The following is a 25,290-nucleotide window of genomic DNA, read 5'->3' as shown; positions in this document are numbered from 1 at the left end:
GTGACGGCGCGTCCTCAATCCGAGCGAACTCGGGAAAAACGGTCGCCGCGCGGCGTTGGGATCATGTAAAGGCAGAGTTCTGAGTGGGTTACCGCGGGTTGGCCAGTGATCTTCGAACGCGGTTCCGGGGTCCGGTCGGGGCGGAGAATAGGTTGAGCGAGAAGCCGGTGCCGAGTGTTTGGGGGCAGACATGACAATGGCCAAAGGGGCGAATGTCGCGGTGCCGGCTGCGGCCGTGCGCGTCGAATTGGGGTGGCGTACCGGTCCCGGCGTACCCGACGCCGATGCCTCGGCGCTCCTTCTCGTCTCCGGAAAGGTCCGCACCGACGCGGATTTCGTGTTCTACAACCAGCCCGCGCACACCTCCGGAGCGGTACGCCACGAAGGCAAGGCGACCACGGGCGGCGCGGTGACGGACACGCTCCGTGTCGACCTCGCGCGCGTGGAACCGGCCATCGAACGGGTCGTGCTCGCCGCGTCGGCGGACGGCGGAGCGTTCGGCCGGGTGCCCGGGCTGTACATCCGTGTCCTCGACGCCGCCTCCGGCACCGAACTCGCCCGCTACGACAGCACGGACGCCACGGTGGAGACCGCCTTCGTGCTGGGCGAGCTGTACCGGCGGCAGGGCGCCTGGAAGTTCCGCGCGATCGGCCAGGGCTACGACAGCGGCCTCGAGGGGCTCGCGACGGACTACGGGATCACGGTCGACGAACCCCAGCGGGCGGCCGCCCCGACGCGGGCCGCGACGCCCCCGCCGATGCCCACCGCACCGCCGTCCGCCCCCGGACCCGTGCATCTGACCAAAGTCACGCTCACCAAGTCCGCGCCCTCGGTGTCGCTGGCGAAGCAGGGAGGCACCTCCGGCGCCATGCGCGTGAACCTCAACTGGGAGGTGCGCAAACAGTTCAGCGGCTGGGGCAGCAAGCGCGGCAGGGCGACCGCGGGGCACCGCGATCTCGATCTCGACCTGTGCGCCCTGTACGAACTGGCCGACGGCCGCAAAGGAGTCGTGCAGGCCCTGGGCAATGCGTTCGGAGCGTTGCACCAGCCCCCGTACATCCACCTCGACGGCGACGACCGCAGCGGAAGCGTCGCCACCGGCGAGAACCTCACCATCAATCTCGACCACAAGGACGCGTTCCGCCGCATCCTCGTCTTCGTGACGATCTATGAAGGCGCGCGGAGTTTCGCCGACCTCCACGCCACGGTCACGCTGCAGCCCTTGAAGGGCGCCCCGATCGACTTCTCCCTGGACGAGTGCACCGTCCCCTCCACGGTGTGCGCTCTCGCCCTGCTCACCAACGACGGCGGCGACCTGACCGTGCGGCGCGAGGCCCGCTACCTGGTGCCCGACCGGGGCGTCAGCCCGCAGCGGACCCTGGACCGTGCCTACGGATGGGGCATGAACTGGACCCCGGGTCGCAAATAGTCGCGAGCGGCCGCCGACGACGGTCAGGGCGTGGCATCGGGCCGGGCGTACGTCCGGCCCTTCCACGCCGCGCCCCGCCCCCGGTAGTGCTGCACCGCCGAATCCACCGTCATCAGCAGGTACAGCAGCGCGGTGAACGGCAGCAGGGGCGCCAGCCACAGGGTCTGCCGGTAGTAGCGCAGCATCGGGACGTACGTCGCCGCCATCACCGCCCAGGCGAGGCCGCCCAGCAGCGCCGTGCCGGTGTTGTCCGCGGCCAGACCGACGAACAGCGCGATGGGCGGCACCAGGTACACGAGCACGAGACCGAGCACCGTGCCGAGCAGGACCAGCGGGTTGTGCCGCAACTGCGCGTACGCGCTGCGCGACACCATGCGCCACAGGTCCGCCAGACGCGGGTACGGGCGCACGCTGTCGACGTGCTCGGCCAGACCGAGCCAGATGTGGCCGCCCGAGCGCTTCACGGCCCGCGCGAGCGACACGTCGTCGATGACCGCCTGCCGGATGGAGTCCGGGATCCCGGCCCGCTCTGCCGCCTCCGTACGCAGCAGGACGCAGCCGCCCGCCGCCGCGGCCGTGCGCGAGCCCGCCCTTGCGATGCGCCGGAACGGATACAGCTGCGCGAAGAAGTACACGAACGCCGGGACGACGAGCCGCTCCCACACGCTCACCACGCGCAGGCGCGCCATCTGTGACACCAGGTCGAAGCCGCCCGCGCGGGCGGCCGCCACCAACTCCCGCAGGCTGTCCGGCTCATGGGCGATGTCCGCGTCGGTGAGCAGCAGGAACTCCGGGCCACGCGCGCGTGCCAGTGAGATGCCGTGCCGCACCGCCCACAGCTTCCCGGTCCAGCCCGCGGGCGGCTCGCCGGGGGAACCCACCGTCAAGGGAAGGCCGCCGTGCCGTTCCGACAGGGCGCGGGCCAGTTCACCGGTGCCGTCCGAGCTGCCGTCGTCCACGAGGAAGATCTCAGCGCGCCCGGGATACACCTGCGCGAGCAGCGACGGCAGGCTCTCCGGCAGCACCTCCGCCTCGTCGCGCGCCGGGACCACCACACAGACGTCCGGCCACTCGCGCGGTTCCGCGCGCGGCGGCAGCCGCAGATCGGTGCGCCAGAAGAAGCCCTGGCAGAGGAGCAGCCACAGCCATGCGGCGAGCGAGGCCGCGGTGATCCACACAACGACGTACATCCGCCGCAGTCTGCCCCACCAGCGCGGTCCCGTCGGACCGATCGTCTATGGTTTCCGGGTGAAGATCGCGCTCATGGACTCGGGAATCGGACTGCTCGCGGCCGCCGCCGCGGTACGGCACCTGCGGCCCGACGCCGATCTCGTACTCTCCTCCGACCCGGACGGCATGCCGTGGGGACCGCGCACCCCCGAGGACCTCACCGAGCGGGCCCTGGCCGTCTGCGAGGCAGCGGCTGCGCACCGACCCGACGCGCTGATCATCGCCTGCAACACGGCTTCCGTGCACGCCCTGCCCGCGGTCCGTGCCCTCCTCGAGCCGGAGATCCCCGTCATCGGTACCGTGCCGGCGATCAAGCCCGCCGCGGCCGGCGGTGGACCCGTGGCGATCTGGGCCACCCCTGCCACGACCGGCAGTCCGTACCAGCGCGGCCTGATCCGAGACTTCGCCGCCGGTGTGGACGTCACCGAGGTGCCCTGCCCCGGCCTCGCCGACGCCGTGCAGTGGGCCGACGAGGACGCCATCGACCGGGCCGTCGCGGCCGCCGCCGCGCTCACCCCCCGTGATGTACGCGCCGTCGTCCTCGGCTGCACCCACTACGAACTGGTGGCGGAGCGTATCCGCGCGGCGGTCCGGCAGCCCGGCGCCGAGCCGCCGGTGCTGCACGGCAGCGCGGGCGCCGTCGCCGCGCAGGCGCTGCGCAGGACCGGCGAGCGCGCGCAGGCCGCCGCGGGAGGCCGCGGCAGCCTCACCGTGCTCCTCAGTGGCCGGGAGGAAACGCTTCCGCAGGCGGCACTCACGTACGCCGAGGGCCGCGAGCTGCAGGCCGTCAGCCACGCCGGGTGATCGTCGCCACCGGTCCGGAGCAGTCACTCTCCGCGAGGCGATGCCTTCGCAGCTGAACATGAGTAGGCTCGTTTACATGAGGGAAGACGCCCCCGACGCGCACCCCGGGCGACGCGACTCCGCCCAGGTGACCGAGATCTGGATCGGCCGCGCACACAACCGTGTGCAGTGGCTGCTCGCGCTGGGCGGCTTCGCCTGCCTGGCGCTGGGCATCGAGCTCGCCGTGGACAATTCGTGGGCCACCGGCATCGCCGCGCTCGCCATGTCCGTGGTCGGCCTGATCGCCGTCGGCCTGCTCGTCCTGTTCGGCACCCTCGCGTTCCTGCACGTCGCCGTGAAGGTCGACAAGGACCACCTCGAGGTGCGCTGCGGTCACGTCGGGCTGCCGCGCCGTCGCATTCCCCTCGCCCATGTCGTCGACGCCGACTTCGCGCCGCGCGTCACACCCCGCCAGTGGGGCGGCTGGGGATACCGCTGGCGCCCCGACATCGGCACGGCCGTGGTCGTCCGGCGCGGTGAGGGTGTGGTCCTCAGCCTCGGTGACGGCCGGAAGTTCACCGTGACGGTCGACGACGCGGAGAGCGCGGTGCGCCACATCCGCGACCGGCTCAAGCCCACGGCCGCAGGACCGGTGGTCTGACCCCACCCAAGGACTCAGCCGCGGCCGCCCCGGACATCGACCGGGGCGGCCGCGGCGTCGTCGGGCGGCTCGTCGGTGAGCGGTTCGGCGGTGGCGATGCCCGCGAGCAGGCCCACGCCGACCGTCACGGTCGTGAAGCTCAGCGGGTTCCCCACCGTCGCGAGCACGGCCACCGCCGTCAGGGCCGCGCCGGCCGCCAGCACCACCTGCGTCGACCGCGCCGAGCGCCACAGGACGTACAGCAGCCAGCAGTACGCCGCCGCCAGCAGGGCGAGGCCGACGACACCCTGCTCGGCGAGGACCTGCAGGACCGCGGAGTGCGGTCTGCCGTCCGGCAGCGCGGGCTGGGGCGGCACGCCGGTGAAGTCCTCGAACCGGCCGGGGCCCGCGCCGAGCAAGGGATCCGACGCGGCCAGGTCCAGGGCCTGGTGCCACAGCAGCATCCGGCGCTCGGGCAGCTGAGCCGCGAGCGAGGAGGCCAGACCGGACGGCAGTGCGCCCTGCGCGAGCGCGACGCCGAGCCCGGCCACCGCCGCGGTGGCCAGTCCCAGCCCCGCGAGCCCGATCGCCCGGCGCCGCAGCCGGGCCGACGCGAGCGAGCACAGCACCACGCCCGCGCACGCCGCCGCCCCGGCCCCGGAGCCGACCACGGCGGCCACGACGACGGTCGCGGCGGCCGGCACGTGCAGCGCGACCCGCAGCCCGCGCGCCCGGGACGCCCAGGCCGCGCAGCACAGTGCCCCCGCCGACAGCGCGAACAGCGCGGCCGTCGCACCGGCGCCGCCCAGCGTCGTCGCGGTGTTCGGCGCGGGCATCGCCGGTGGGGACGCGCAGGCCAGGCAGAGGCCCCCGGCCGCGACCAGGCAGGACGTGGCGACCGGCACGAGCGCGCCGCCGATCCGCCCGCCCGCGTACCCCGCGGCGACGGCGAGCACGGCGAGGAGCATTCCCTCGGGACGGCCCGCGTGAGCGGTCGCCGTGATCAGGGACCAGGCCGCGCAGCCGCCGAGCACGGCGATGCCCGCGGCGTCCGAGCGCCCGCGCCGCCGCCGGGCCGTGCCCGGCCCGGTTCTTGTGGACCACCCCGTCGAACCCACCCCGTCGCCCCCCGACTGTGACGGGCCCCGGACGTGGTGGCCGGATCGGGCCGTACGTCGGGGACTCGGGCACACGGTAACGGCTGGTGCGGCGGTTTGGGCCGGAGTTGCGCAGGAACGTTCCTGGCCGGGTCCCGCGGGTCTTCCGCCGCGGTTCGGCGGTGCCGTGAGGGCGCGCTCAGCGGGTGTCGCGGTGGAGCAGCAGATTCATCGCGGTGAGGGTGAGCACGGTCTCGTCGTGCTGGTTGAGAACCCGCACGTCGGTGTGGACGAGACCGCGGTCCGGCTTGGAACGCGAGAGGCGTGCCGAGCGGACCGTCGCGAGCAGGGACAGGCTGTCGCCCGGGCGGACCGGGCGGGGCCAGCGCAGTTCGTCGATGCCGGGCGAGGCCAGACTGGCGACCTTGCTGACGTAGTGGTCGGCGTAGAGCCGCATCATCACCGAGGCGGTGTGCCAGCCGCTGGCGATCAGCCCGCCGAACGGACCGGTCGCGGCCGCGGCGGGATCGGCGTGGATGCTCTGCGGGTCGAACTCGGCCGCGAACCGAAGGATGTCCTCCTCGGTCACGGCGATGCTTCCGTACGTGTAGCTCGTACCGGGGACGTAGTCCTCGAAGTACCGCTTCTCGACAGGGGTGTTGAAGTCCGGACCGATGGCGGAGGTCGATGGCGTCGTCGTCATCCGCGCACGGTAGCCGACGGGGACCGGACATCTGGGCGAGGGTACCGGGCAGGGGCACCGGTTCCGGCACTGCCGGAACCGGTGCCCTGGCGGACTTCTGAGGAGAGCGGATCACCCGGTCCAGGACCAGGCGGCGATCTCGGGCAGATCGGTGCCGTGGGCGCGGATCCAGGCGTGGTGCCGGGTCCGCGCGTCGGTCATCGCCTGGCGGACGGCGGCGGCCCGGACGGCGAGACCGGGCACCCGGTCGATGACGTCCATGACGAGGCGGAAGCGGTCGAGGTCGTTGCGGACGACCATGTCGAACGGCGTGGTCGTGGTCCCCGACTCCTTGTAGCCGCGCACATGGAGGTGGTCGTGGCCGGTGCGCCGGTAGGCGAGCCGGTGCACCAGCCACGGGTAGCCGTGGTAGGCGAAGATCACCGGCCGGTCGGCGGTGAACAGCGCGTCGTACGCGAAGTCGGCCATGCCGTGCGGGTGTTCGTCGCGCGGCATGAGGCGTGTCATGTCGACGACGTTGACGACCCGGACCGCCAGCTCCGGCAGGTACTGGCGCAACAGGCCCGCGGCGGCGAGGACTTCCTGCGTGGGGACGTCGCCCGCGCAGGCGAGCACCACGTCCGGTTCCCCGGAGCCGTTCTCCGTGCCTGCCCACTCCCAGATGCCGGCGCCGCGTGCGCAGTGCGCGCGGGCCTCGTCCAGGGACAGCCAGTCGAAGCAGGGCTGCTTCCCGGCCACGACGACATTGACGTAATCGCGACTGTGCAGGACGTGTTCGGCCACGGACAGCAGGGTGTTGGTGTCCGGCGGCAGGTACACGCGGACGACGTCGTGACTCTTGTTGAGGACGTGGTCGACGAAGCCGGGGTCCTGGTGCGAGAAGCCGTTGTGGTCCTGGCGCCACACGTGCGAGGTGAGCAGGTAGTTGAGGGACGGGACAGGCGCCCGCCAGGCCAGTCGGCGTGCCGTCTGCAGCCATTTGATGTGCTGGTTGACCATCGAGTCGACGATGTGGACGAACGCCTCGTAGCACGAGAACAGGCCGTGCCGTCCGGTGAGGAGGTAGCCCTCCAGCCAGCCCTGGCAGAGGTGTTCGGACAGTACTTCCATGACGCGGCCGTCGCGCGCCAGGTGTTCGTCGGTGGCCGTCGTCCGTTCCTGCCATGCCTTTCCGGTGGCGTCGAAGAGGGCTTGCAGCCGGTTCGACGCGGTCTCGTCGGGACCGACCACGCGGAAGTCACGGCGCTCCGCGGTGTCCCGCATGACCTGGCCGAGCAACTCGCCCAGGACGCGGGTGGGTTCGTGGAGCGTGGCGCCCGGCTTGTCGACGGGGACGGCGAAGCGCTCCAGCGGCGCGGTCGGCAACGGACGGGTGCGCAGACCGCCGTTGGCGTGCGAACTCGCGCCCAGGCGGCGTGTGCCCTCGGGGACGTGGGCCAACACCCTTTCCGTGGGCCGTCCTTGAGTGTCGAAGAGTTCCTCGGGGCGGTAGGAACGCAGCCACTTCTCCAGCTGCGCCAGGTGCTCGGGGTTCTCGCGGACCGACGGCAGCGGGACCTGGTGCGCGCGCCAGGTCCCCTCGACCGGCTCGCCGTCCACCGTCCGCGGCCCCGTCCAGCCCTTCGGTGTACGCAGCACGATCATCGGCCAGCGTGCGCGGGCGCTGCCGCCCGAGGCGCGGGCCTCGTGCTGGATGCGGGCGATGCGGTCCAGGCAGCGGTCGAACGCCCGCGCCAACTCCCGGTGCACGCGCGCCGGTTCCGAACCGGAGACGTGGACGGGGTCGTGGCCCAGGCCGCGCAGCAGTTCGTCGAGCTCGGCCTCGGGGATGCGGGCCAGGACCGTCGGGTTGGCGATCTTGTATCCGTTGAGGTGCAGGATCGGCAGCACCGCGCCGTCGTGCACCGGGTCGAGGAACTTGTTGGAGTGCCAGGAGGCCGCGAGGGGGCCCGTCTCCGCCTCGCCGTCGCCGATCACGCAGGTGACGAGCAGGTCCGGGTTGTCGAGCGCGGCGCCGTAGGCGTGGGCGAGGGAGTAGCCGAGCTCGCCGCCCTCGTGGATCGAACCGGGCGTTTCTGGAGCGACGTGGCTGGGCACGCCGCCGGGGAACGAGAACTGCCGGAACAGCCGGGCCATCCCGGCCGTGTCCCGGGTGACGTCCGGGTACGTCCGCGTGTAGCTGCCGTCCAGCCAGGAGTTGGCCAGGACCGCGGGCCCGCCGTGGCCGGGGCCCCAGACGCACAGGGCGTCGAGGTCACGCTCCTTGACGACCCGGTTCAGGTGGGTGTGCACGAGGTTGAGGCCGGGTGACGTGCCCCAGTGGCCCAGCAGCCGGGGCTTGACGTGCTCGGGCGTCAGCGGCTCGGCCAGGAGCGGGTTGTCGAGCAGGTAGATCTGGCCCACAGCCAGGTAGTTGGCGGCGCGCCAGTGCGCGTCGAGCGCGGCCAGCTGGTGCTTCGACAGGTCCTTCGCCATCGGGCGTCTCCAAGCGGGGAGTCGGGTGTACGAGGACGGGGCGCGGGTTGCCCGTCGGGGCCGGGCCGGTGCTGCGGGACCCCGGGGCGGCGTCCGCCCGCCCACGCTGGCACCGGGAGCGGGCGCGGTGGAGGGGCGAACAGGCCCTGTCGCAGGGGTGGTTCGGCCCTTTCGAGGGGCCGGAACGCGACGGGGGAGGGGACGGTCCGTCGGGGACGGACGTGCGGGCGTGTCCTGCTGGGGCGCGGGCCGTCGGCCGGTGACGGTGAACACGGCGCACCACCTTCAAGGGGCCGGACGGCCCTGCTCGGGTGCCCGGGCGGCCCCTGACGGCCGGTGGGCGTCTGCCGGGACGCTGAGGAGAGGGCCGGACCCGCAGGACGGAAGGAGCAGCCGTCGTGCGGGACACCATCGGGGCGATCCGCACGGCCCGCGCACCGCTCCCCGACGACGCCGCTTTGGCCGCTTCCGCCGACGCGGTCTCGTTGCCCTGGCCCCGCAACAGCCTCCGCGGCGACCGGCGACGCACTCGTCCGTTTCCTCTCCCGTGCCCCCGGACGAGGTCGCACCCGAACGGTTGCCGCGGTCCCTCTCGAACGACTTCCGTCGGCACCGCGACGCACCGGACGAACCAGCGGGGCGCGGCGTCACCGGGGGCCGGCTGCGCAGACTCCGACCCGCCCGCGCCCGTCCGGAGGAGGCCGACGCCATGGACGACCGCAAGGAGCACCGGGTGCCCTTCGCCCACGGATCGACGTACGGTCCCATCGCCGAGATCGCCGAGATCGCCGAGATCGCCAAGCACGTCGCCCACGACGTCGTCTCGGCCGGCGAGGAGTGACGGCATGCGCGTCGGTGGGCCGTTGCGCCGGTGTCTGCGCAGGAACCCGCTGCGGCGCCGTTCCGACGTCGTCGAGGGGTGGACCGTGCTGTGCCTGACCGGGGTCGTCCTCGTCGGCGCGCCCGTCGCCGGCGTCGCCGCGGGTGCCCCGGCTCTCGCCGCCGCGCGGGCCGAGTCCCGCGCGGCGCACGCGGAGAGCCACTCCGTGCGCGCCGAACTCCTCGACGACGCACCGCCGTTGGCCACGTGGGCCGGTGCGTACGGGTCGGCGCCCTCGCGTTACCGGGTGCCCGTGAGGTGGACGACGGACGGTGGTGTCACCCGGACCGGCTCCGCCCGCGTGTCGGCCGGTACGCGCCGCGGCGAGCACACCGAACTCTGGCTCGACCGCCGTGGCCGCCCGACGCGACCGCCACCCGAAGCCTCGGACGTCTGGCTGCGGTCCGTGACGGTGGGCATGGGTGCCGCCTCCGGCGTGACCGCCGTCGCGGTCCTCACGGGCTGGTCGGTGCGCCGCCGCCTCGACCGTGGGCGGCTCGCCGCGTGGGAGCGGGAGTGGGCCTCATGGGCGTAGCCGATCGAGCGCACGGGCCCGACCGGACGGGCCGACCGGCGCGTCGCGGGCCCACCGGGCCCTGGGCACCGGCCCCGGACAGGCGCACGCTGGAGACGTACGACGGAGCCTTCCGTGAGGGAGGTCCGGGGTGGCCGGAACGTCGGACCGGGACCCGCACAGGCAGACGCTCCACCCGGCACGCCGAGGAGGTAAGGCGATGATCGCGACGACCACCCCGCGGATGGGGCAGGCGCTGCCCGCCGCGCACCGGGGACTGCTGATGAGCGTCTCCCGGCAGGTCATCTTCCATGACGGCGTGCGGCTGTTCGAGGAAGGCGGCCGAGCCGACCGGTTCTGGATCGTCCGCACCGGCACGGTCGCCCTCGACATGCACGTGCCGGGGCGCCGCCCCGCGGTCATCGAGACCCTCGGATTCGGTGAACTCGTGGGCTGGTCCTGGCTGTTCGATCCGTATGTGTGGCAGCTCGGCGCGGAGACCGTGAGCCCGGTGCGGGCCTACGAGTTCGACGCGGCGCGGGTGCGGGAGATGTGCCGGGACGACGCCGACATGGGGCGACAGGTCGGCCACTGGGTCGGACAGGTGCTCGCCCACCGGCTGCTAGCGGCCCGTATCCGCCTCCTCGACCTGTACGCGCCGCAGGGCAGCGGACTGCCCAGGTGACGGTACGGACCGACGGGAAAGCGGTACCGGTATCAGTCGACACTCCCGGCGCCCGGGTGGCCGCGCGGCGGGCTCGTCGCCCTCGCGGACGATGCACGGGGTCAGGTTGCGGGCGGCGAAGAGCTGGCCGGCGCTGCCAGTGCCCGGGCCGCGACATCACGAACGGCTCCTCCCGCACGTCCTCCATCCCGGCTCGTGGTGCAGATGAACGCTGTCCGGGCCGTCGCCCGATATCGGCTGCGACGCCCCGCGCAGGTCGACGTCCCGGGCGTGCACCGCGCGGTGCACGCCGGCGGCAGCCATCTGGTGGAGCTGTACGTCGATGTCGGGGTGGGCCCGCCTGAAGGCGGCCAGCGGGTCCGTGACGGTCAGGAACGTCTCCGAGGCGAGCCGCACGCTGCCGATCCCGTCCCGCGCGGCGGGCGCGGACCCCCGCCCCCGACGCCGGGCTCAAGGACACCGTCTCGCTGCGGCCCGGCGAATCGGCGGAGATCATCACCCGCTTCGACGGCAACCGGGGCCGCTACCTCTTCCACTGCCACCACGCGGAGCACGAGGACATGGGCACGATGGCCAACCTCCGGATCACCTGATGCCCGGGGTGGTGGCTGTGACGACCGCCCTGCCGCCCTGACAGGGGTGCGCCGTACACTCCCCGGGTGACCGCCACCGCACCTCCTGTCGCCCCGTCGGACGAGCCCGACGCGCAGCCCGCGCGCCGCTCCTACCTGCGGCGGTTCGCGCCAGTCGTCCTCGCGGCGATCGCCGGACTCCTCCTGTACGTCACCTTCCCGCCGCGGGAACTGCCGTGGCTCGCGCCGCTGTCGCTCGCGCTGTTCGGCATCGCCGTGCACGGGCGGCGGCTGCGCGCGGGCTTCGGCCTCGGGCTCGTCTTCGCGCTGGCGTACCTGGTGCCGCTGCTGTCGTGGACGGGCGTGGACGTCGGACCGCTGCCGTGGCTGGCGCTCGCGGCCGCCGAGGCACTGATCCTCGCCTTCGCGGGGATGGGCATCGCCTACGTGTCGAAGCTTCCGCTGTGGCCGTTGTGGGCGAGCGGTGTGTGGATCGCGGACGAGGCACTGCGCGCCCGCTTCCCGTTCGGCGGCTTCCCCTGGGGCAAGGTCGCCTTCGGCCAGCCCAGTGGTGTCTTCCTGCCGCTCGCCTCGCTGGGCGGCACCCCGCTGCTCGGCTTCGCGGTGGTGCTGTGCGGCTTCGGCCTCGCGGCTCTGGCGTTGCGCGTCAAGAAGGTGCGCGCCTCCGGTGACGTACGCGTACTGCGCGACCGGGGAGTCGCCGCCGCGGCCGCCTTCACCGTCGCACCCATGATCGCCGGAGCGGCCGCCATGCCGCTCGTGGCGACCGGGGCCGAGGCGGGCACCGCGCGCGTGGCGCTCATCCAGGGCAACGTGCCGCGCATGGGTCTCGACTTCAACGCCCAGCGCCGGGCCGTGCTCGACTACCACGTGCGCGAGACCATGAAGCTCGCCGCGAAGATCAAGGCGGGCACGGTGAAGAAGCCCGACCTCGTGCTGTGGCCGGAGAACTCCTCGGACATCGACCCGTACGTGAACATGGACGCCTACGAGGAGATCCAGAAGGCCGCCGAGGCCGTCGACGCACCGATCTCGGTGGGCGCCGTCGTCACGGACAAGAACGGCGACGCGCGCAACCAACTCATCCTGTGGGACCCGAAGACGGGCCCCGGCGCCACGTACAACAAGCGGCACCTCCAGCCCTTCGGCGAGTACATGCCGTACCGCAGTTTCTTCCGCATCTTCAGCAAGGACGTGGACCGGGCGGGCAGCTTCGTCCCCGGCAAGAAGGCCGTCGTCTTCGACATGGCGGGCACGAAGATCGGCAACGTCACCTGTTACGAGGCCGCTTTCGACGACGTCGTACGGGATCAGGTGGACGAGGGCGCGCAGATCCTCTCCGTGCCCAGCAACAACGCCACCTTCGAGCGCAGCCAGATGACCTACCAGCAGCTCGCCATGGACCGGGTGCGCGCCGTCGAGCACGGGCGCGCCGTGATGGTTCCCGTCACCAGCGGCGTCAGTGCCGTGATCCGTCCCGACGGCTCCATCGCGCAGAAGACCGGCATGTTCGAGGCCGACACCCTCGTCGCCGACGTCCCCAAGCGCACCACCAAGACGCTCGCCACCCGCGCGGGTGTGTGGCCCGAGGCGCTGCTCGTCGCCCTCGGCGTCGGCGGTCTGGCCTGGGCCGTCGTCCGGTCCCGCAGGGGACGCGGGAGGGCGGCCTGACCTGCCGGTTCGACCGGGCGAACAGTTAGGGTCGCGCCCATGGCTACTCCTGAATACATCCGCGCCATCCGCGCCACCGCGGGCCACCAACTGCTGTATCTGCCCGGCGTCACCGCCGTCGTCTTCGACGACGCGGGCCGGGTCCTGCTCGGGCGCCGCGCCGACACGGGCCGGTGGGCCGTTCCCGCGGGCATCGCCGAGCCGGGGGAGCAGCCCGCCGACGTCGCCACGCGCGAGGTGTTCGAGGAGACGGGCGTGCAGTGCGTCGCCGAACGCGTCGTCCTCGTGCAGGCCCTGAAGGAGGCGATCACCTACCCCAACGGTGATCAGTGCCAGTTCATGGACATCACGTTCCGGTGCCGTGCGCTGAGTAACGAAGCCTGGGTCAACGACGACGAATCGCTGGAAGTCGGCTGGTTCGAACTGGACGCGTTGCCACCGCTGGATGAGCACGGCTCGTTCAGGATCAAGCAGGCCATGCAGGATGGACCGGCTTGGTTCGAGGGCGGTTCGACGGCTTGAGGGGCTACCTCGGTCGGCTCAGAGTAGGAAGGCCGCCTCGTAACCCTCGGTGACAGCGGGAGGGGGCCGCCTGCCTAGGTCAGCACGGAGTCAGCACGGGTTTGTTGTGTGTCCCGGCGCGTACGGCCCGTAGGCCGCGCTCAAGATCTGTTGACAGCGTTCCCAGCCGTCCTGCGTGAGGTGGCCGTAGGTCGCTGCCGTCACGCTGATCGCGGTGTGTCCCATCCACCGTGCGGTTTCGTGGAGCGAAGCCCCTTGGGTCAGCACGACGGTTGCCCATTTATGCCGAAGGTCATGCGGCTTGTACCGCGGCATGTCGAGTCGCTCGATGGCGCGGTACCAAGATTTTCGCACGAGACCGCCGTGGGGTATTCCTCCGTGCTCGTTGAGAATGGGCAGTCGATGGGTGAACTCATCGAGGAATGACGGAATCGGAACGTCTCGCCACTGCCCTTCTCGCCTGTGTTTGAGAGGTGCATAGACGGCGGAGTACTTCCCTGATTCCTCACGAATGCGAACTACTTGACGCCGTACGCGGAGTACACCGTCCTGGATGTCCTCGGGAAAGACGCCGAGTGACTCGCTGATGCGGAGCCCGGCACACGCCATGAGCCAGACTGCGGGTTCCAGCCGCTCTCCGATCGATTTTGCCAGAGCGGCGATCTCCTCAGTAGACGGCAATTGGCGCTCGTCCACGGGCGTGATCGAGGTGAGAGGCTTCTTTGCATCCTTCACCGGGCTGTGAGAGATGCGCTTATGCCGCACCGCGTGGGCGAACATGGCTGCGAGAGGGATTGCACGGTTGGTCACGGTCATCGGTGCCGCGCCACCGCGTCGCCAGGCCGCATAGAGGGCTTCGATGTCCGACGCTGTCACCTGGGACATCGTCTTGTCGCCGAGGTGTGGGAGGACATGGCACCGAAAGATGCTCTCGTAGGCTGCTTGTGTGCTGGGAGCCCTACCGTCCAGGGTCAACCACTGAGCGGTGTAGCTGCGGACAGAAGTGCGCCCGGCTGTCGGGTCGACGTAGGTGTGCTCGCGCTTGTCGTTCTCCACCTTGGTGGCAAAGTCGACGGCGTCCTTCTTGCGAGCGAAGGATTTCTGACGCTGCCGACCAGTGCGCCCTCCCGGCTCACGGTAGCGAACCAGCCATCGATTTCCGGCTGCTGAAGCGCCAGTGTCAGTGATTGTTGCCATGCGGCATACCCTTCCCATCGGCAGGGCTCAGAGCCCGTGCTCACGGTTTACGTGAGCTGTTGTAGCTCTGATTTCCGGCAGCACCAAATGGTGGCGTTTAGGGTCCAACTGCTGCCGACCGCGAAGCCAGTCCGAGTGGTACTCGTTAAGTGGGAGTTTGATTCTTGTTGGGCTGCGTTAAGTACCGTTTGGTACGGGCGGGTTGGCGTCGGGAGCAGAACACGGCTGGCGTCACAAGCCCGGTCGGCGGAGTAGGTGCACCTGACGGCGTCCGGAGTGCGGGCAGAGCGTGGCCCCTGAACAGCGCGAAGATCAGCCCGCGATGTTGCATAGCGGAGCCGGTTACGGCGGCTCTCCGCCCGGGTGCCGGAGTCGGCACCCGGGCGGAGACGGGTCACAGACCGATCAGCAGGCTCAGCCGACCTCGAAGGCGCCGAGGTCCGGCGCATCGCCCTTGTACGACAGTCCGACGTCGGTTCCCTGGTCGATCAGGTCGCCCGTCGTCGCAGGGCGCAGGTTCGGCAGGGACGGGAGGCTCCCGTCCGACTGCCGGGAGGCGTCCCACCCAGTGGTCGACGTGCTCTGGAACTGTCCGTCGGACAGCGGTGTTCCGAGGTCCCACGTGTTGTGGGACGAGTCGGTGCCGGTCATGTTCGAGGTCAGGGTGCCCCCGTAGGCGATATTGTTGCGGAGGGTGCCCAGACCGATGGCCTCTCCGGTGGGCGAGACGCCGAGCATGTTGAAGTCGGGGTGGTTTTTGTATCCGGTGTTGTTGAAGAAGTCGCTCGCCACGGTGTGGTGGTTCGCGTAGAAGCCCGCGGCCTCGTTGTTGAAGGCGACGGACTGGCGCACCGTGTGCTTGACCCCGTAGTCGACGTACTCGCCGCCGTAGCCGCCCGCCTTGAAACCGTTGCCGTCCCCGGCGCGTGTGCTGGTTCCTGGGACGTATCCGCTGGACCACGCCCACGACGACTCGATGGTCACCGAGGAGCGGGCGCTGATGAGGTCGAACCCGTCGTCGGAGTTGTTCCAGGCCCGGTCGCCCCGGAAGACGTTGCCGGGATTGTCCGCAGGGATGTGCGCGCCGAAGCCGTCGGCGTTGGTACCTGCGCCGCTGGAGCTCTTCGCATCGTAGTTGTCGTGCGAGTCCGTGTTGAGGACGAGGTTGCCGCCGCCGTCCTGTAGGAACAGGCCCGGGCCTGCGATGTCGTGGATGTCGAGGCGCTCGTAGGTGTTGTTGCTTCCGGAGTTCCAGACGCCCCAGGACTCGTGGTTGAGGGTGTTGTTCTGCGGAACCCCGGAGATTTCCAGGCCCTTGAGGTGGATCCAGCTGCCGGTGACGTCGAGGCCCTTGATCCGGCAGTCGTCGGTGATGCCCGAGAAGTCGAGGACCGGCTTCTCCCCGGGGTACGCCCAGTAACGGATCGGACTGCCCGAGGTGCCGCTCTTGTTTAGCGTGACGGCGTCGACCCGGGCGGTCTGGCTCGCGCAACTGGCGTTCGCGTGCGTGTAGTTGTACGTGCCGCCGCGGAAGTAGACGGTGTCGCCCGGCTGGGCCACGGCCTGGGCATGAGCGAACGAGGCCCAGGGAGCGTCTTTCGTGCCGGTCGCGCTGTCGCTTCCGCCAGGTGCGACGTAGTAAACGCCGCCGGCCAGCGGATGCGGTTGGTCAGCCGTTGCGCCTTGCGCCGTCGCCGAGTTGGTGACCACCGCGAGGACACTCACGATCGCGGCCGAGCTCAGCAGAGCTTGCGTGGCGCGCTTGGATGTTGTCATTCGCTCACTCCAAATCGTACGGACGTACGGGTGACTTGCGGGTGCGAGGGGCTAGGGAACGCGGTGTTCACCGCATCCGGTGGCCATCAGGCTGCGCACTTGCACGGATGGCCGTGTGATCAGCCGCGCCTGGTTTCGGCCCAGGTGTCGATCGGCGTCGGGGGCCGGCCTGCGTCGGAGTTCACCGCGTGCCATGTTCCGGCCCCCGACGCCTCGGTCACTGCTCGTCTGCCGTCGGTGGCGCTATGAGGAAGCCAGCCGCCGGCAGGTGAGCACGGGCGGCCTCCCGTGCCACGAGGCCGGCCAGTGCGGTGGCGCCTGAGGCATTGAAGTGGGTCTGGCTGCGACCGGCCGGCAGTTCGGCGTACAACTGCCAGGAAGCGTCGGGGCCGAGCTGTTCCATGAGCGCTGTGCTGTCGGCCGTCAGGTCCAGCAGCGGTACATCGTGCTGCTGCGCGACATCACGCATGACCGCAGGAAGGTCCACACCGAGGCTGTTGACGATCCGCCCGGTGCTAGTGATCTTTCCGTTGGCGTCGAACAGGTGGCGGACCGGCGGCGTGACCAGGACGGGCCGACCGCCCCTGGAGCGCACGCCGTCGAGGAGGCTGAGGAGGTTGGCGCGGTAGGTGTCCTCGGGGGTGGTCTTGTCGTTATGTGCGAGCTGGATGAGTACCGCATCGCCCCGATGGATCTGGGGCTTGAGTGCTGCGAACAGAGCGGGGTTCTGCAGCCATGAGACGGTACTGGAGCCGGAGACACCCCAGTTGGCGACGGCGAGGCCGGGGCCGACGTGCTGCGGAAGCTCCTGCGCCCAGCCGCGCTGGACGGTGTTCAGCCAGTCGCATGCCGTCGAATCGCTGACCACGAACAGCCGCGGAGCGTGCGGGTGAGGGGTGACCCGCAGACCGGCGAGGGCGGGCGCCGAACCGGTGAGCTTGAGCTGCAGGCCCGGGGTCCCGTCGCCCTCCTGACCGTCGGGCATGCTCTCCGGGGTGCGCACATCGACGGTGACGGACCGTACGACGGTGTGGCCGGCCCGGGTGGTCACCGGGGTGAGCGCGGTGCGGTTCGCTTCGACCTCAAGCCCTGTGTTCGCGGCGGAGGTGCGACTGCCCAGGGCCACGCGCACGTCGTAGACACCGGGCGGGACGTCGAATGAGCAGGTCAGGTCAGTGTTGTCGGCACTGGCGGTGCAGTGGCGGTGCATCTGGTCGCCGGGCAGCGGAGCACCGGCTGCTGCCACAGCGCTACCCGGCACCGTGACTGCGGCGGCTGTGGTGACTGCCAGCGCGCCCAGCAAGCGGCTGAATCTCTTCACGAGCACTCCCGTTCTTTGGATGGGGCGAGATACAGGTGAGGGGGAGATGGGCCGATGGACCGTCACGGGGCCTGGTCCGGGGCGACGGCGAGCAGGGCGATGGTCGCCAGGATGTTCTGGGCGACGCCGTTGGTGCCGAAGTCGGCCTGGGGCAGCTCGTCGACCTGGCTGAATACCGCCGACCCGTCGATGTGTACGGGGTCGGGCCAGGCCTTGCCCCCGCCGTCGTTGCGGAACGTGTCCCAACCGCGCTGCTGCACGGCCGGTTCCTTGGTCTGCTCGCCCGCCCAGGCCGTCATCCGCGAGTAGAAGACGCCAGGAGCGCCAGTGCTGAACTTGAAGCCGAAATGGTCGGTGATCTCTGCGGCCGGTGCCTGCACGTAGCGGCAGAACTCCACCAGCTTCGCCCGGAACTCGGGTATGTCGATCAAGTCGATGGTCTCCCACAGGATCTGCTCGCCGCAGAAGACCATCGACAGGTTCACCTTGCCCCAGTCGCCGCCGAGCTTGAGGTCGCTGATGTGGCCGGTGGCGGGGTCGTAGCCGACGGCGCCCCCTTGCTGACCGGTGAACAGGCCGGCCGGGAGCTTGGCGATGTCCCGCATGCCGGTGACGATGCGGTCGCGCCACTTGCTGTCGCCGGTGCGCTCCCATTCGGTGAGCCAGTTGCTGACGAGCGCGTACCAGTCGGGGCCGAGGCGGATCACGGTCGGAACACCTGCGGGAGCGTCGAGGTAGTCGCGCAGCGGCGGGTACTTCAGCAGGGTGGAGTCCAGCTGCAACGGAACGCGCATGGCGTCGCCGATGAACTCGTCGGCCGTCAGGTAGTACATGAAGCGCTTGGTGTAGGCCTCGGAGACGCGGGGTTCCTTGCCGCCGTCGGCGAAGTGCTGCACGTCGTGGCGTGAACCGAGCCCGGCGAACGGTCCGGCGTGGATGGTGTCCGTCTCGGTCACGTGCCGGGTCATCGCCCGGGCGAGGTGAAAGGTCTGCGGGTCTCCCGTGCGCAGGAACTGGTACCACAGCGCCGCGTCCGAGCCGAGTTCCGCGTTGTCCCAGGCGAAGCCGCCGACGTCGTAGCGCCACGTGTGCCGGTCGCTGTCGTAGGTGTGCATGATGTCGCCGTAGTCCCAGAACCCGTACCACTGGCGCTGCTTGACCTGTTCCGCGTAGAAGGCGACGCTGTCGGCGATCGAGTCCTCGAGTTGCTTACGGGCCGGGGTAGCGCGGTCGGGCAGGCTCCACCGGCCGAACACGTCGACACCGTGGTACGTCTTCGGGTCGGCGACCAACTGGGGGCGGGCGAGGGTGGCGGCGAGGGTGGCCACACCGTCGCGGGACGGCGTGGCGTCGAGTGCCCACAGCTGCATGTCCGTGGAGCGGGCCATGCCGGTGGACATGCCGAAGCCGTAGCGGTCGTCCTCGTAGGCGAGATCGAGGCCATGGCTGGCCTCGTCGTAGGCACGAAGGTCCATCGGCTCGGCGTGCGGCGACCAGGACCACAGGGTGACCGTCGCCGTGTCCTTGGTCGCGTCACGGATGTCGAAGGCGCGCGGAAACTGCTGCCAGAAGTCCCGCAGCCCGACGCCAAGACCGCCGCTGACCCCACCGACGTACCCGAACCCGGGTGCGCGGTCGGCGAACCCGGCGTGCTTCAGCCAGGCGGCCTTCTGCGATGTGCGCTTCCACACCGCACACTGCGCGGCCGAGTGCTGCACCAGGCTGAAGTCCCCCCACTGCGGAAGGTCCTTCCAGCCCGCCTGCACCGTCGACGCCCATTCCGACTCCGGCGGTGTCGCGGTACCGGCGATCTGGGCCGCCCGCACCGCCGCACCCGGGTCGCGTCGCAGCCCGGTCAGCCCGACGACCGACTCGCCCCACACGCCCTTGTCCGGCCCGGCGAAGCGGATGTGCCGGTTGTAGGGCTGGTCACTCATCGGCACGGACAGCTGCAGCCCCAGCCCCCGGATGAAGTCGCTCGACGCCTTGCCGTCCCAGACGAACTGGTGCATCACCCGCAGCGACTCGTCCCCGGCACCCAGGTACACGCGCATCGTCCAGGGAAGGATCCCCCGGCTGCCTCTGCCATGGCGTGAAGACGAGTCCTGCCGGTACCGGCCGGTCAGTTTGACCACGGCACGCACCGGCCCTGACTGCTCGATCTCGGCCTTCTCGACGACTCCGCTCCACGAGGTGTGCCGTGGGTTCGCCGTGTCCTCGGGCCCGTCCTGCAGCATCAGTATCAAGCGGCCGTCGTGCGCCGTGGTCCGGCCGCCGCGGGCTATCGACCGGATCGCCACGGGACCGCTGCGTGCGATACGTATGTCCACGACGCCGTTGGCCAGCCGGATCTCATCCCCGCTGCGCTTCGCCGTCACCGGCTGCTTCGGGTCGGACGGCGTCCCCGGGGCCAGGTGGTAGCCGTCGGCGAGGGTGGTGGAGGACATGGCGTGGCCGGTCCACTTCAGCGTCCCGTCCGGCCAGTAGGCCAGCGGCCAGGACTGCACCGGCACCTGGTCGTCGTCGTGGTCCCGCAGCGCGAACGTCGTGTCGGCGGCGACCTTGCCCTGAGGCCAGGGCACACCCCAGGCGGTGCCGGTGGTGGCGGCGGGCCGGCCGTCCAGCCAGTGCAGGTCCACCCCCTGAGCGGCATCGGTCGACGATGCGGCTGTTGCGGCACGGGGCGTGTCGGCGGCCGACGCCCGGCCGCCCGGCCCGAGGGCGAGAGCGGCCGCGGCGATCGATGCGCCGCTGAGGAAGGTGCGGCGGTTGAGCGGGGATCCCTCGGACATGGGCAGCCTCCGGTTGGTTCAGAAGTACGTAGGTGAGAGCGGGGGAGCGAACGGCGAGAGCCGGGATGCGCGCATGCCGACAGGAGGCTCCGGCGAAGAAGGCGGAGCCGGCCGAGTGTCGGACGAAGCGCGGTCAGGGAATCGTTGTCAGGGTGTCCCGCTTACGCGGGCGGCGCGTTGCCGCCCTCGGACAGGGTGAGCAGATCCGCTGAGACATGGCGGCGAGCGCCGTCGGGAAACGTCAGCACCAGTTCCTGACCCTTTCCGATCTCGGCGCGTGCTCCGTGGTGGAGAGCTTGCGCGTCGTGCCGGATGTTGGGATCACGGGTGAGGACGACCAGCGTGACCAGCATCCGTACGCCCACTGCGGACGTGGTGAGCAGCGGGACGGCCGAGTGCTGCCCGAAGGCGTTGAGCCCCTCGTCGCGGACGACGCGTGCCGCACCCAGGTGTTCCGTGCTCTCCCAGCCCAACAGCCCGGCGACGACGGTGGTCAGGCCGTCTGGGCGGCGGGCCAGCGCCCATCCGTCACCAGTCTCACCGGCCACCATGGGTTGCTCGTCGGCCACCGCCCATCCGCTCTCGCGGATGGTGACGGCGTCCTCGGTCTCGACGCGGTGGACACGTATCTCCCAGGGGCCATGGACCACGCTCATCGTGCTGATGACCGCGTCGGTGTGATCGGCGAGCGTGGAGGCGCTGTGCCACGAGGCGGCCCGATCGCCCTGGCAGTACAGCGGGTGGATCCGTCCGCGGCGCGTCGCGATGTCGGCGGCTGCCTCGGCCCAGATGTGGTTGTCCGCGACCGCGGGAACATCGTCGGGCGGAGTCTGCGGGGCGGTGGCGCTGGAGTAGGCGAACCGTGTGTAGTGAGGGCTTTCTGGGAGTGTCGAAGGAGGTGGCGGCTGCCGGTCGCTGCCGTGGTTGACCAGGCGGACGATTCCGTCGCCGGCAGTGGACTGCAGCAGCCAGCCGGGTGCGGGCAGCGACACCACTTGGTCGCTGCGGTCGACCGGCGCCGGTTCCTCCTTCGCTGTCCACACCGGATGGTCGGCATCCAGCAGCAGCCCCAGGAACGCCTTGCTCGCCCAGTACGGGGACGCAGGACCCGAGTAGGCCTGCGTGACGGGCAGATAGGGCCGGTACCAGCCCAACGTGAGCACGCCGTCCTCGCCCGGGACCCCGCGGTCGGCGAAGTGCTTGAGCGCCCCGGACGCCAGACGTCGGGTACGGCCGGGAGACAGGGGATTGGCATCGGCCAGGGCCGCCACCCACAAGGGCGCCGCGGTGGCATAGCGGTACGTGAGGGACCTGCCCTGGTGGACCGGCGCACCGTCGGAGCCGAAGAAGTGCTGGTGTACGTCGACGAACGCGCGCAGACGCTCACGGTGCACGGCCACCAGCCCAGCATCCGCGCGCGGTCCGGCGATGCGCGCCCACAGAGCCGGATACAGGTGCAGGGCCAGGGCGTTGTAGTAGTCGAACTTCTGGCCGTCGCCGTCCGTGTACCAGCCGTCTCCTCGGTACCAGTCGTCCAGGCGCGCCAGCCCGGCGTCGATCTCGGCTCGGCTGTGCGGGGCATCGATCGAGGCGAGGAACTCCTCCACGATTACTTGGAAGAGGCGCCAGTTGGAGTCATTAGTCGTGGCGCCGACGAAACCGCCCAGCCATATCGCGGTGTTGTGCCGCACCCGTTCGTCGAGGTGTTCCCACAACCACTGCCGCGTCTCGTGCAGCGCGACGGCGATGGACGCGGCCTCGACCATGGACTGCGAGCGGTCGGTGATCGGCGGCCAGTGCTCCGGGTGTGCCGGGTCTGTTCCGGCAGCCAGTCCGGCCGCGTACCGCTCGATCAACCCCGAGATCATGTTGCTGCCGGCGGCGTCCTGTCCCTTGGCTCCCGCGATGCGGAAGGCCGCCAGCATGAAAGACCGCGCGTAACCCTCCAGGCCGTCGGACCACGCCCCGGCATACCCGGTCCGCCCGGGAAGGCGGTACTGGGCCCATCCCGGCGAGGCGTGGGGGACAAGCCCCGCGAGGAGACGGTCGGCCGCCGACTCCCAGTGCCCGCGCGTGTAGCCGGTGTAGGGGGACAGGCCGTGGTTCGGTGTGGGCGCGGCAGAGGTGACGTCGATGCCGTGTTGCGGCGCGGTCATGCTGGTATGTCCCCTTCGCTGGTGAGTAGCGCGCTGGGCGGGAGTTGCTGCTGGTCGTCCGCTGCCCGGCTGGGGTGAACGCGGCGCGGGGACACGCTGTCGCGCAGGATCACGCTGGTGGGAAGCATGAGAGCGGGAGCCGTGGGATCGATCGCGAGTTGTACGGCGGCGCGTCCGAGGTCTTCCGTAGGTGTGTGGACCGTGGTCAGGGCGGGGCTGAGGTCCTGGGCGAGCGGGATGTCGTCGAATCCGACCACGGAGATGTCATGGGGAACCCGCAGCCCGTGGTCTGTGACGGCTCGTACGGCACCGGCAGCGCCCAGGTCGTCACCCGCGACCACCGCAGTGAAGTCCGGTTGTCGGGCCAGACGTTCACTGATCGCCAGATACCCCTGCGTACGCCCCCCACCACAGTTGATGACCGAAGCAGTGTCCGGAGGCAGCCCATGGGCTGCGAGCGCGGCTCGATACCCGGCCACCCGGGCATCGAGCACCGTGTTCCCAGGGACTCCACCGCAGAAGACAATGCGTTCGTGACCGGCGGAGAGCAGATGGCCGGTGATGGCGCGGGTGCCTCCTGCGTTGTCGTACTCGACCACGGAGACAGGCAATTCCGGGTCGGGGGACGGGCGTCCGCACAGCACCAGCCGGGAGCCGATGGACTGCAGGGCGTGAGCGTAGTGAGCGATGCGCCTTCTGTAGGCGTGATCGTCCGTGGCACCTCCGACCAGGATCACGGCTTGCGCGCCCTCTTCTCGCATCAGCCGTATGAAGTCGGCCTCCCGGCGGGGGTTGCCGTCGGTGCTGGCGATCAGACACAGCCGGCCGTGGCGAGCCGCCTCGGCCTCCGCCGCCTCGGCCACCTGGGCGCTGAAGGGGTGCGTGACGTGGCGCAGGACCACTCCGACACTTCCCCGGCCCACGCCCACCAGGGCGCGAGCATGGGTGTTGGCCACGTAGTCCAAGGCGTGAGCTGCCTCAAGTACGCGTGCACGGGTGGTGGGCGGCACGGGGTGGTTGCCGCTGAGTACCCGTGAGACCGTGGCCGGAGACATCTGTGCTCGCGCTGCCACGTCACGGATGGTGATCCGGCCGCTGGCCGTCATTCCCGCGATCCCTTCTCGCGTCGGTATGCGTGGTCTGCCGCGTCAGCTGTTGGCGGCGTGTTCCTTCGCCAGCTCCTGGGCGATCTTGTCGCCGCCGCGCGAACGCCACTTCTTCACCGCGGCGTCCAGGTCGGACATGGAGGAGCGGCCCGCGATCACCGCGGTGATGGTGTCGTCCATCAGCGCACGCAGTGTGGCGCCCTGCGCGACGTCGGTACGCGAGACGAGACCGAACGCGGCGTTGCGGATGGTCACCGGCACGACCTTCTCCTGCCAGGCGTGCAGGGCGCGCACGGCTTCGGGGCGACCCGGCACGAACAACACCTGCGGGCCTTCGGCCAGGTAACGGAACGGCAGGTTGGTGATGTTCTCCACCTCGCCCAGCTTGGTGCGCTCCGGGGTACCGTCCTTCGCGCGGTCGAAGTGCACGCCCTCGACGCCGAACTGAAGCAGCTCCCACTCCTTCGTGCCGAAGGGGGACGCCAGGTAGTCGAGAACGCGGAGCAGCATGTGGATGCGCTCCTTCTTGGCCTTCTTGAGGATCGTGTAACCGAATGAGCGGCGTGCCGCGACCTGGCCGCCGGGCGTGCCGTCCACGGCGTACGGCAACGCGGGGGTCGGCGTCAGAAGCCCCTTCGAATCCGGGTACAGCGTGGTGTACGCGCCGAAGCCGTTCTGCATGGAGGCCACGGTGCCGTTCAGGAACAGCGTGTTGAGGTCGGGCGAAGAGAGCGAGGTCGCGTCGGGGTGGTACAGGCCCGCCTTGCGCAGTTGTGCCTGGTACGCGATGGCCTGCCGGAACCGCTCGTCGGTGTAGGTGGACTGGAAGTCACCACTCTTGTCGGCGGCCCAGCCCTGCGGGGCGTTGTGCGCGGCGGAGTGGACCGCGTTGCAGAAGTTCGAGCCGATCGCGGCGCCCAGCGCGTACTTCTTGCCGCTCGTGGCCTTCTTGGCCACGGCGGCGAAGTCGTCGGACGTCCAGCCCGCCTTCATCCCGGCGTCGGTGAAGACACCCTGATTGACCCAGAGAGTCGAGCCGGTCAGCGGACGCTCCAGCGGGACGCCGTAGATCTCGCCCCCGATCCGCCCCATGTCGCGCCAGGCATGGGTGGGGATGCCCGCCAGGTTCGGGTAGTCGTGAATCGCGTCGCCGGACAGATAGGGGGTGAGATCCTGCGCCCGCTTCTGCACGAACTGCGCTTCGCGGGGCAGGACGTAGCCGGAGAACATGTTGATGATGTCCGGCAGCGCGTCGGGCTCGCCGGCCATGACCGTGGCCATCTTCTTCTGGTAGTCGGCCTGCGGGATGACCGTGTACTCGATCTTCACGCCGAGAGCCTTCTCGACGGCCTTCCAGTACTGGTTCTGGGCAGCCGCCTTCGGCGGGGTGCCGAAGGTGACGGACATGACCTTGATGGTGCTGCCGTCACCGGGGGTGCGCTTGACCGCCGTGGCCAGGTCGGACGGGTAGCGGGTGTAGGCGGCCTGGACACCCGCCTCCGTCGGGGCGAGGTCGGGCTTGGCGCCGGTCGGGGCCTTGTAGGCGGGCCAAGAGGCCTGCTTCTTCCCCGCGTTGGAGACGTCACCGCCGCCGGAGGAGTCGGAGCAGGCGGCGAGCAGGGGCGAGGCGGCCGCGGCGACTCCCGCGACGGCCGCGCTGCGCAGAACGGTTCTCCGCGATATTCCGGGCATGACTGATCGACCTTTCGGTGCGGCTCGT

Annotated in this window: 20 protein-coding genes and 1 pseudogene; 9 read left to right on the top strand and 12 right to left on the bottom strand. The window is 70.6% G+C overall.

Features of this window, described 5'->3' with window-relative positions:
* Positions 1 to 196 precede the first annotated feature (196 nt).
* Entirely contained in the window at positions 197 to 1,429 is a 1,233-nt protein-coding gene (locus B072_RS0121760; RefSeq protein ID WP_018532094.1) for a TerD family protein, read from the top strand.
* 23 nt (positions 1,430 to 1,452) lie between these two features.
* Here B072_RS0121760 and B072_RS0121755 read toward each other — a convergent pair whose 3' ends face one another.
* Positions 1,453 to 2,619 (bottom strand): glycosyltransferase, encoded by a 1,167-nt coding sequence (locus B072_RS0121755; protein ID WP_043244409.1) that lies wholly within the window; start codon positions 2,617 to 2,619, stop codon positions 1,453 to 1,455.
* A gap of 58 nt (positions 2,620 to 2,677) precedes the next feature.
* Here B072_RS0121755 and B072_RS0121750 point away from each other — a divergent pair, with 58 nt between their 5' ends.
* A complete protein-coding gene (locus B072_RS0121750) occupies positions 2,678 to 3,463 on the top strand; it encodes an aspartate/glutamate racemase family protein (RefSeq protein ID WP_026246129.1) in 786 nt (261 codons plus the stop codon).
* Positions 3,464 to 3,539: 76 nt separating this feature from the next.
* Positions 3,540 to 4,103: a hypothetical protein gene (locus tag B072_RS0121745; RefSeq protein WP_018532091.1), complete on the top strand. Its 564-nt coding sequence runs from the start codon at positions 3,540 to 3,542 to the stop codon at positions 4,101 to 4,103.
* A 14-nt stretch (positions 4,104 to 4,117) separates the two neighbouring features.
* Here B072_RS0121745 and B072_RS43725 read toward each other — a convergent pair whose 3' ends face one another.
* The 3 genes from B072_RS43725 to B072_RS0121730 all read right to left on the bottom strand — a co-directional run bounded on the left by B072_RS43725 (position 4,118) and on the right by B072_RS0121730 (position 8,357).
* The gene (locus B072_RS43725) at positions 4,118 to 5,200 is read right to left on the bottom strand and encodes an O-antigen ligase family protein (protein WP_199791076.1); all 1,083 of its coding nucleotides are present in this window, start codon (positions 5,198 to 5,200) and stop codon (positions 4,118 to 4,120) included.
* 178 nt (positions 5,201 to 5,378) lie between these two features.
* On the bottom strand, positions 5,379 to 5,882 hold the full coding sequence (locus tag B072_RS0121735) for a MaoC family dehydratase (RefSeq protein ID WP_018532089.1): 504 nt from the start codon (positions 5,880 to 5,882) through the stop codon (positions 5,379 to 5,381).
* A gap of 111 nt (positions 5,883 to 5,993) precedes the next feature.
* The gene (locus B072_RS0121730) at positions 5,994 to 8,357 is read right to left on the bottom strand and encodes a phosphoketolase (RefSeq protein WP_018532088.1); all 2,364 of its coding nucleotides are present in this window, start codon (positions 8,355 to 8,357) and stop codon (positions 5,994 to 5,996) included.
* Between the two features lie 709 nt (positions 8,358 to 9,066).
* Between B072_RS0121730 and B072_RS49635 the strand changes: the two genes are divergently transcribed.
* The 3 genes from B072_RS49635 to B072_RS0121715 all read left to right on the top strand — a co-directional run bounded on the left by B072_RS49635 (position 9,067) and on the right by B072_RS0121715 (position 10,436).
* Positions 9,067 to 9,198, top strand: a complete 132-nt coding sequence (locus B072_RS49635; protein WP_018532087.1) for a hypothetical protein — start codon at positions 9,067 to 9,069, stop codon at positions 9,196 to 9,198.
* A gap of 4 nt (positions 9,199 to 9,202) precedes the next feature.
* Positions 9,203 to 9,772 (top strand): hypothetical protein, encoded by a 570-nt coding sequence (locus B072_RS0121720; RefSeq protein ID WP_018532086.1) that lies wholly within the window; start codon positions 9,203 to 9,205, stop codon positions 9,770 to 9,772.
* Between the two features lie 199 nt (positions 9,773 to 9,971).
* Positions 9,972 to 10,436, top strand: a complete 465-nt coding sequence (locus tag B072_RS0121715; protein WP_018532085.1) for a Crp/Fnr family transcriptional regulator — start codon at positions 9,972 to 9,974, stop codon at positions 10,434 to 10,436.
* 156 nt (positions 10,437 to 10,592) lie between these two features.
* Here the strand turns inward: B072_RS0121715 and B072_RS43720 are convergent, their stop codons facing one another.
* Positions 10,593 to 10,832 (bottom strand): LysR substrate-binding domain-containing protein, encoded by a 240-nt coding sequence (locus B072_RS43720; protein WP_018532084.1) that lies wholly within the window; start codon positions 10,830 to 10,832, stop codon positions 10,593 to 10,595.
* 23 nt (positions 10,833 to 10,855) lie between these two features.
* On the opposite strand from B072_RS43720, the pseudogene B072_RS46645 reads away from it, so the two are divergent.
* From B072_RS46645 to B072_RS0121700, 3 genes and pseudogenes are all read left to right on the top strand, one after another.
* Positions 10,856 to 11,029, top strand: a pseudogene (locus B072_RS46645) (multicopper oxidase domain-containing protein); the annotation flags it as partial.
* Positions 11,030 to 11,095: 66 nt separating this feature from the next.
* Positions 11,096 to 12,700, top strand: coding sequence for an apolipoprotein N-acyltransferase (gene lnt, locus B072_RS43715; protein WP_018532083.1), 1,605 nt, complete (start codon positions 11,096 to 11,098; stop codon positions 12,698 to 12,700).
* Positions 12,701 to 12,739: 39 nt separating this feature from the next.
* Entirely contained in the window at positions 12,740 to 13,222 is a 483-nt protein-coding gene (locus B072_RS0121700) for an NUDIX hydrolase (protein WP_018532082.1), read from the top strand.
* Between the two features lie 90 nt (positions 13,223 to 13,312).
* Here the strand turns inward: B072_RS0121700 and B072_RS46640 are convergent, their stop codons facing one another.
* From B072_RS46640 to B072_RS0121670, 7 genes are all read right to left on the bottom strand, one after another.
* Positions 13,313 to 14,419 (bottom strand): tyrosine-type recombinase/integrase, encoded by a 1,107-nt coding sequence (locus tag B072_RS46640; protein ID WP_158689220.1) that lies wholly within the window; start codon positions 14,417 to 14,419, stop codon positions 13,313 to 13,315.
* Between the two features lie 414 nt (positions 14,420 to 14,833).
* Positions 14,834 to 16,195, bottom strand: coding sequence for a right-handed parallel beta-helix repeat-containing protein (locus B072_RS0121695; RefSeq protein ID WP_018532081.1), 1,362 nt, complete (start codon positions 16,193 to 16,195; stop codon positions 14,834 to 14,836).
* 217 nt (positions 16,196 to 16,412) lie between these two features.
* Positions 16,413 to 17,516, bottom strand: a complete 1,104-nt coding sequence (locus B072_RS43710) for a GDSL-type esterase/lipase family protein (protein ID WP_063746462.1) — start codon at positions 17,514 to 17,516, stop codon at positions 16,413 to 16,415.
* Positions 17,517 to 17,578: 62 nt separating this feature from the next.
* Positions 17,579 to 20,308: a hypothetical protein gene (locus B072_RS0121685; RefSeq protein WP_018532079.1), complete on the bottom strand. Its 2,730-nt coding sequence runs from the start codon at positions 20,306 to 20,308 to the stop codon at positions 17,579 to 17,581.
* A gap of 161 nt (positions 20,309 to 20,469) precedes the next feature.
* The gene (locus tag B072_RS0121680; RefSeq protein WP_018532078.1) at positions 20,470 to 22,464 is read right to left on the bottom strand and encodes a DUF2264 domain-containing protein; all 1,995 of its coding nucleotides are present in this window, start codon (positions 22,462 to 22,464) and stop codon (positions 20,470 to 20,472) included.
* Positions 22,461 to 23,570 (bottom strand): LacI family DNA-binding transcriptional regulator, encoded by a 1,110-nt coding sequence (locus B072_RS43705; RefSeq protein ID WP_078506529.1) that lies wholly within the window; start codon positions 23,568 to 23,570, stop codon positions 22,461 to 22,463. Before B072_RS43705 ends, B072_RS0121680 begins: the two co-directional genes overlap by 4 nt.
* Before the next feature lie 42 nt (positions 23,571 to 23,612).
* Complete coding sequence (locus B072_RS0121670) at positions 23,613 to 25,262, bottom strand: extracellular solute-binding protein (RefSeq protein ID WP_018532076.1); 1,650 nt, start codon at positions 25,260 to 25,262, stop codon at positions 23,613 to 23,615.
* Positions 25,263 to 25,290 lie beyond the last annotated feature (28 nt).

Origin of the sequence: Streptomyces sp. HmicA12, assembly GCF_000373565.1 — a bacterium.
Classification (GTDB): domain Bacteria; phylum Actinomycetota; class Actinomycetes; order Streptomycetales; family Streptomycetaceae; genus Streptomyces.
This window is presented reverse-complemented; position numbering and strand designations above follow the sequence as displayed.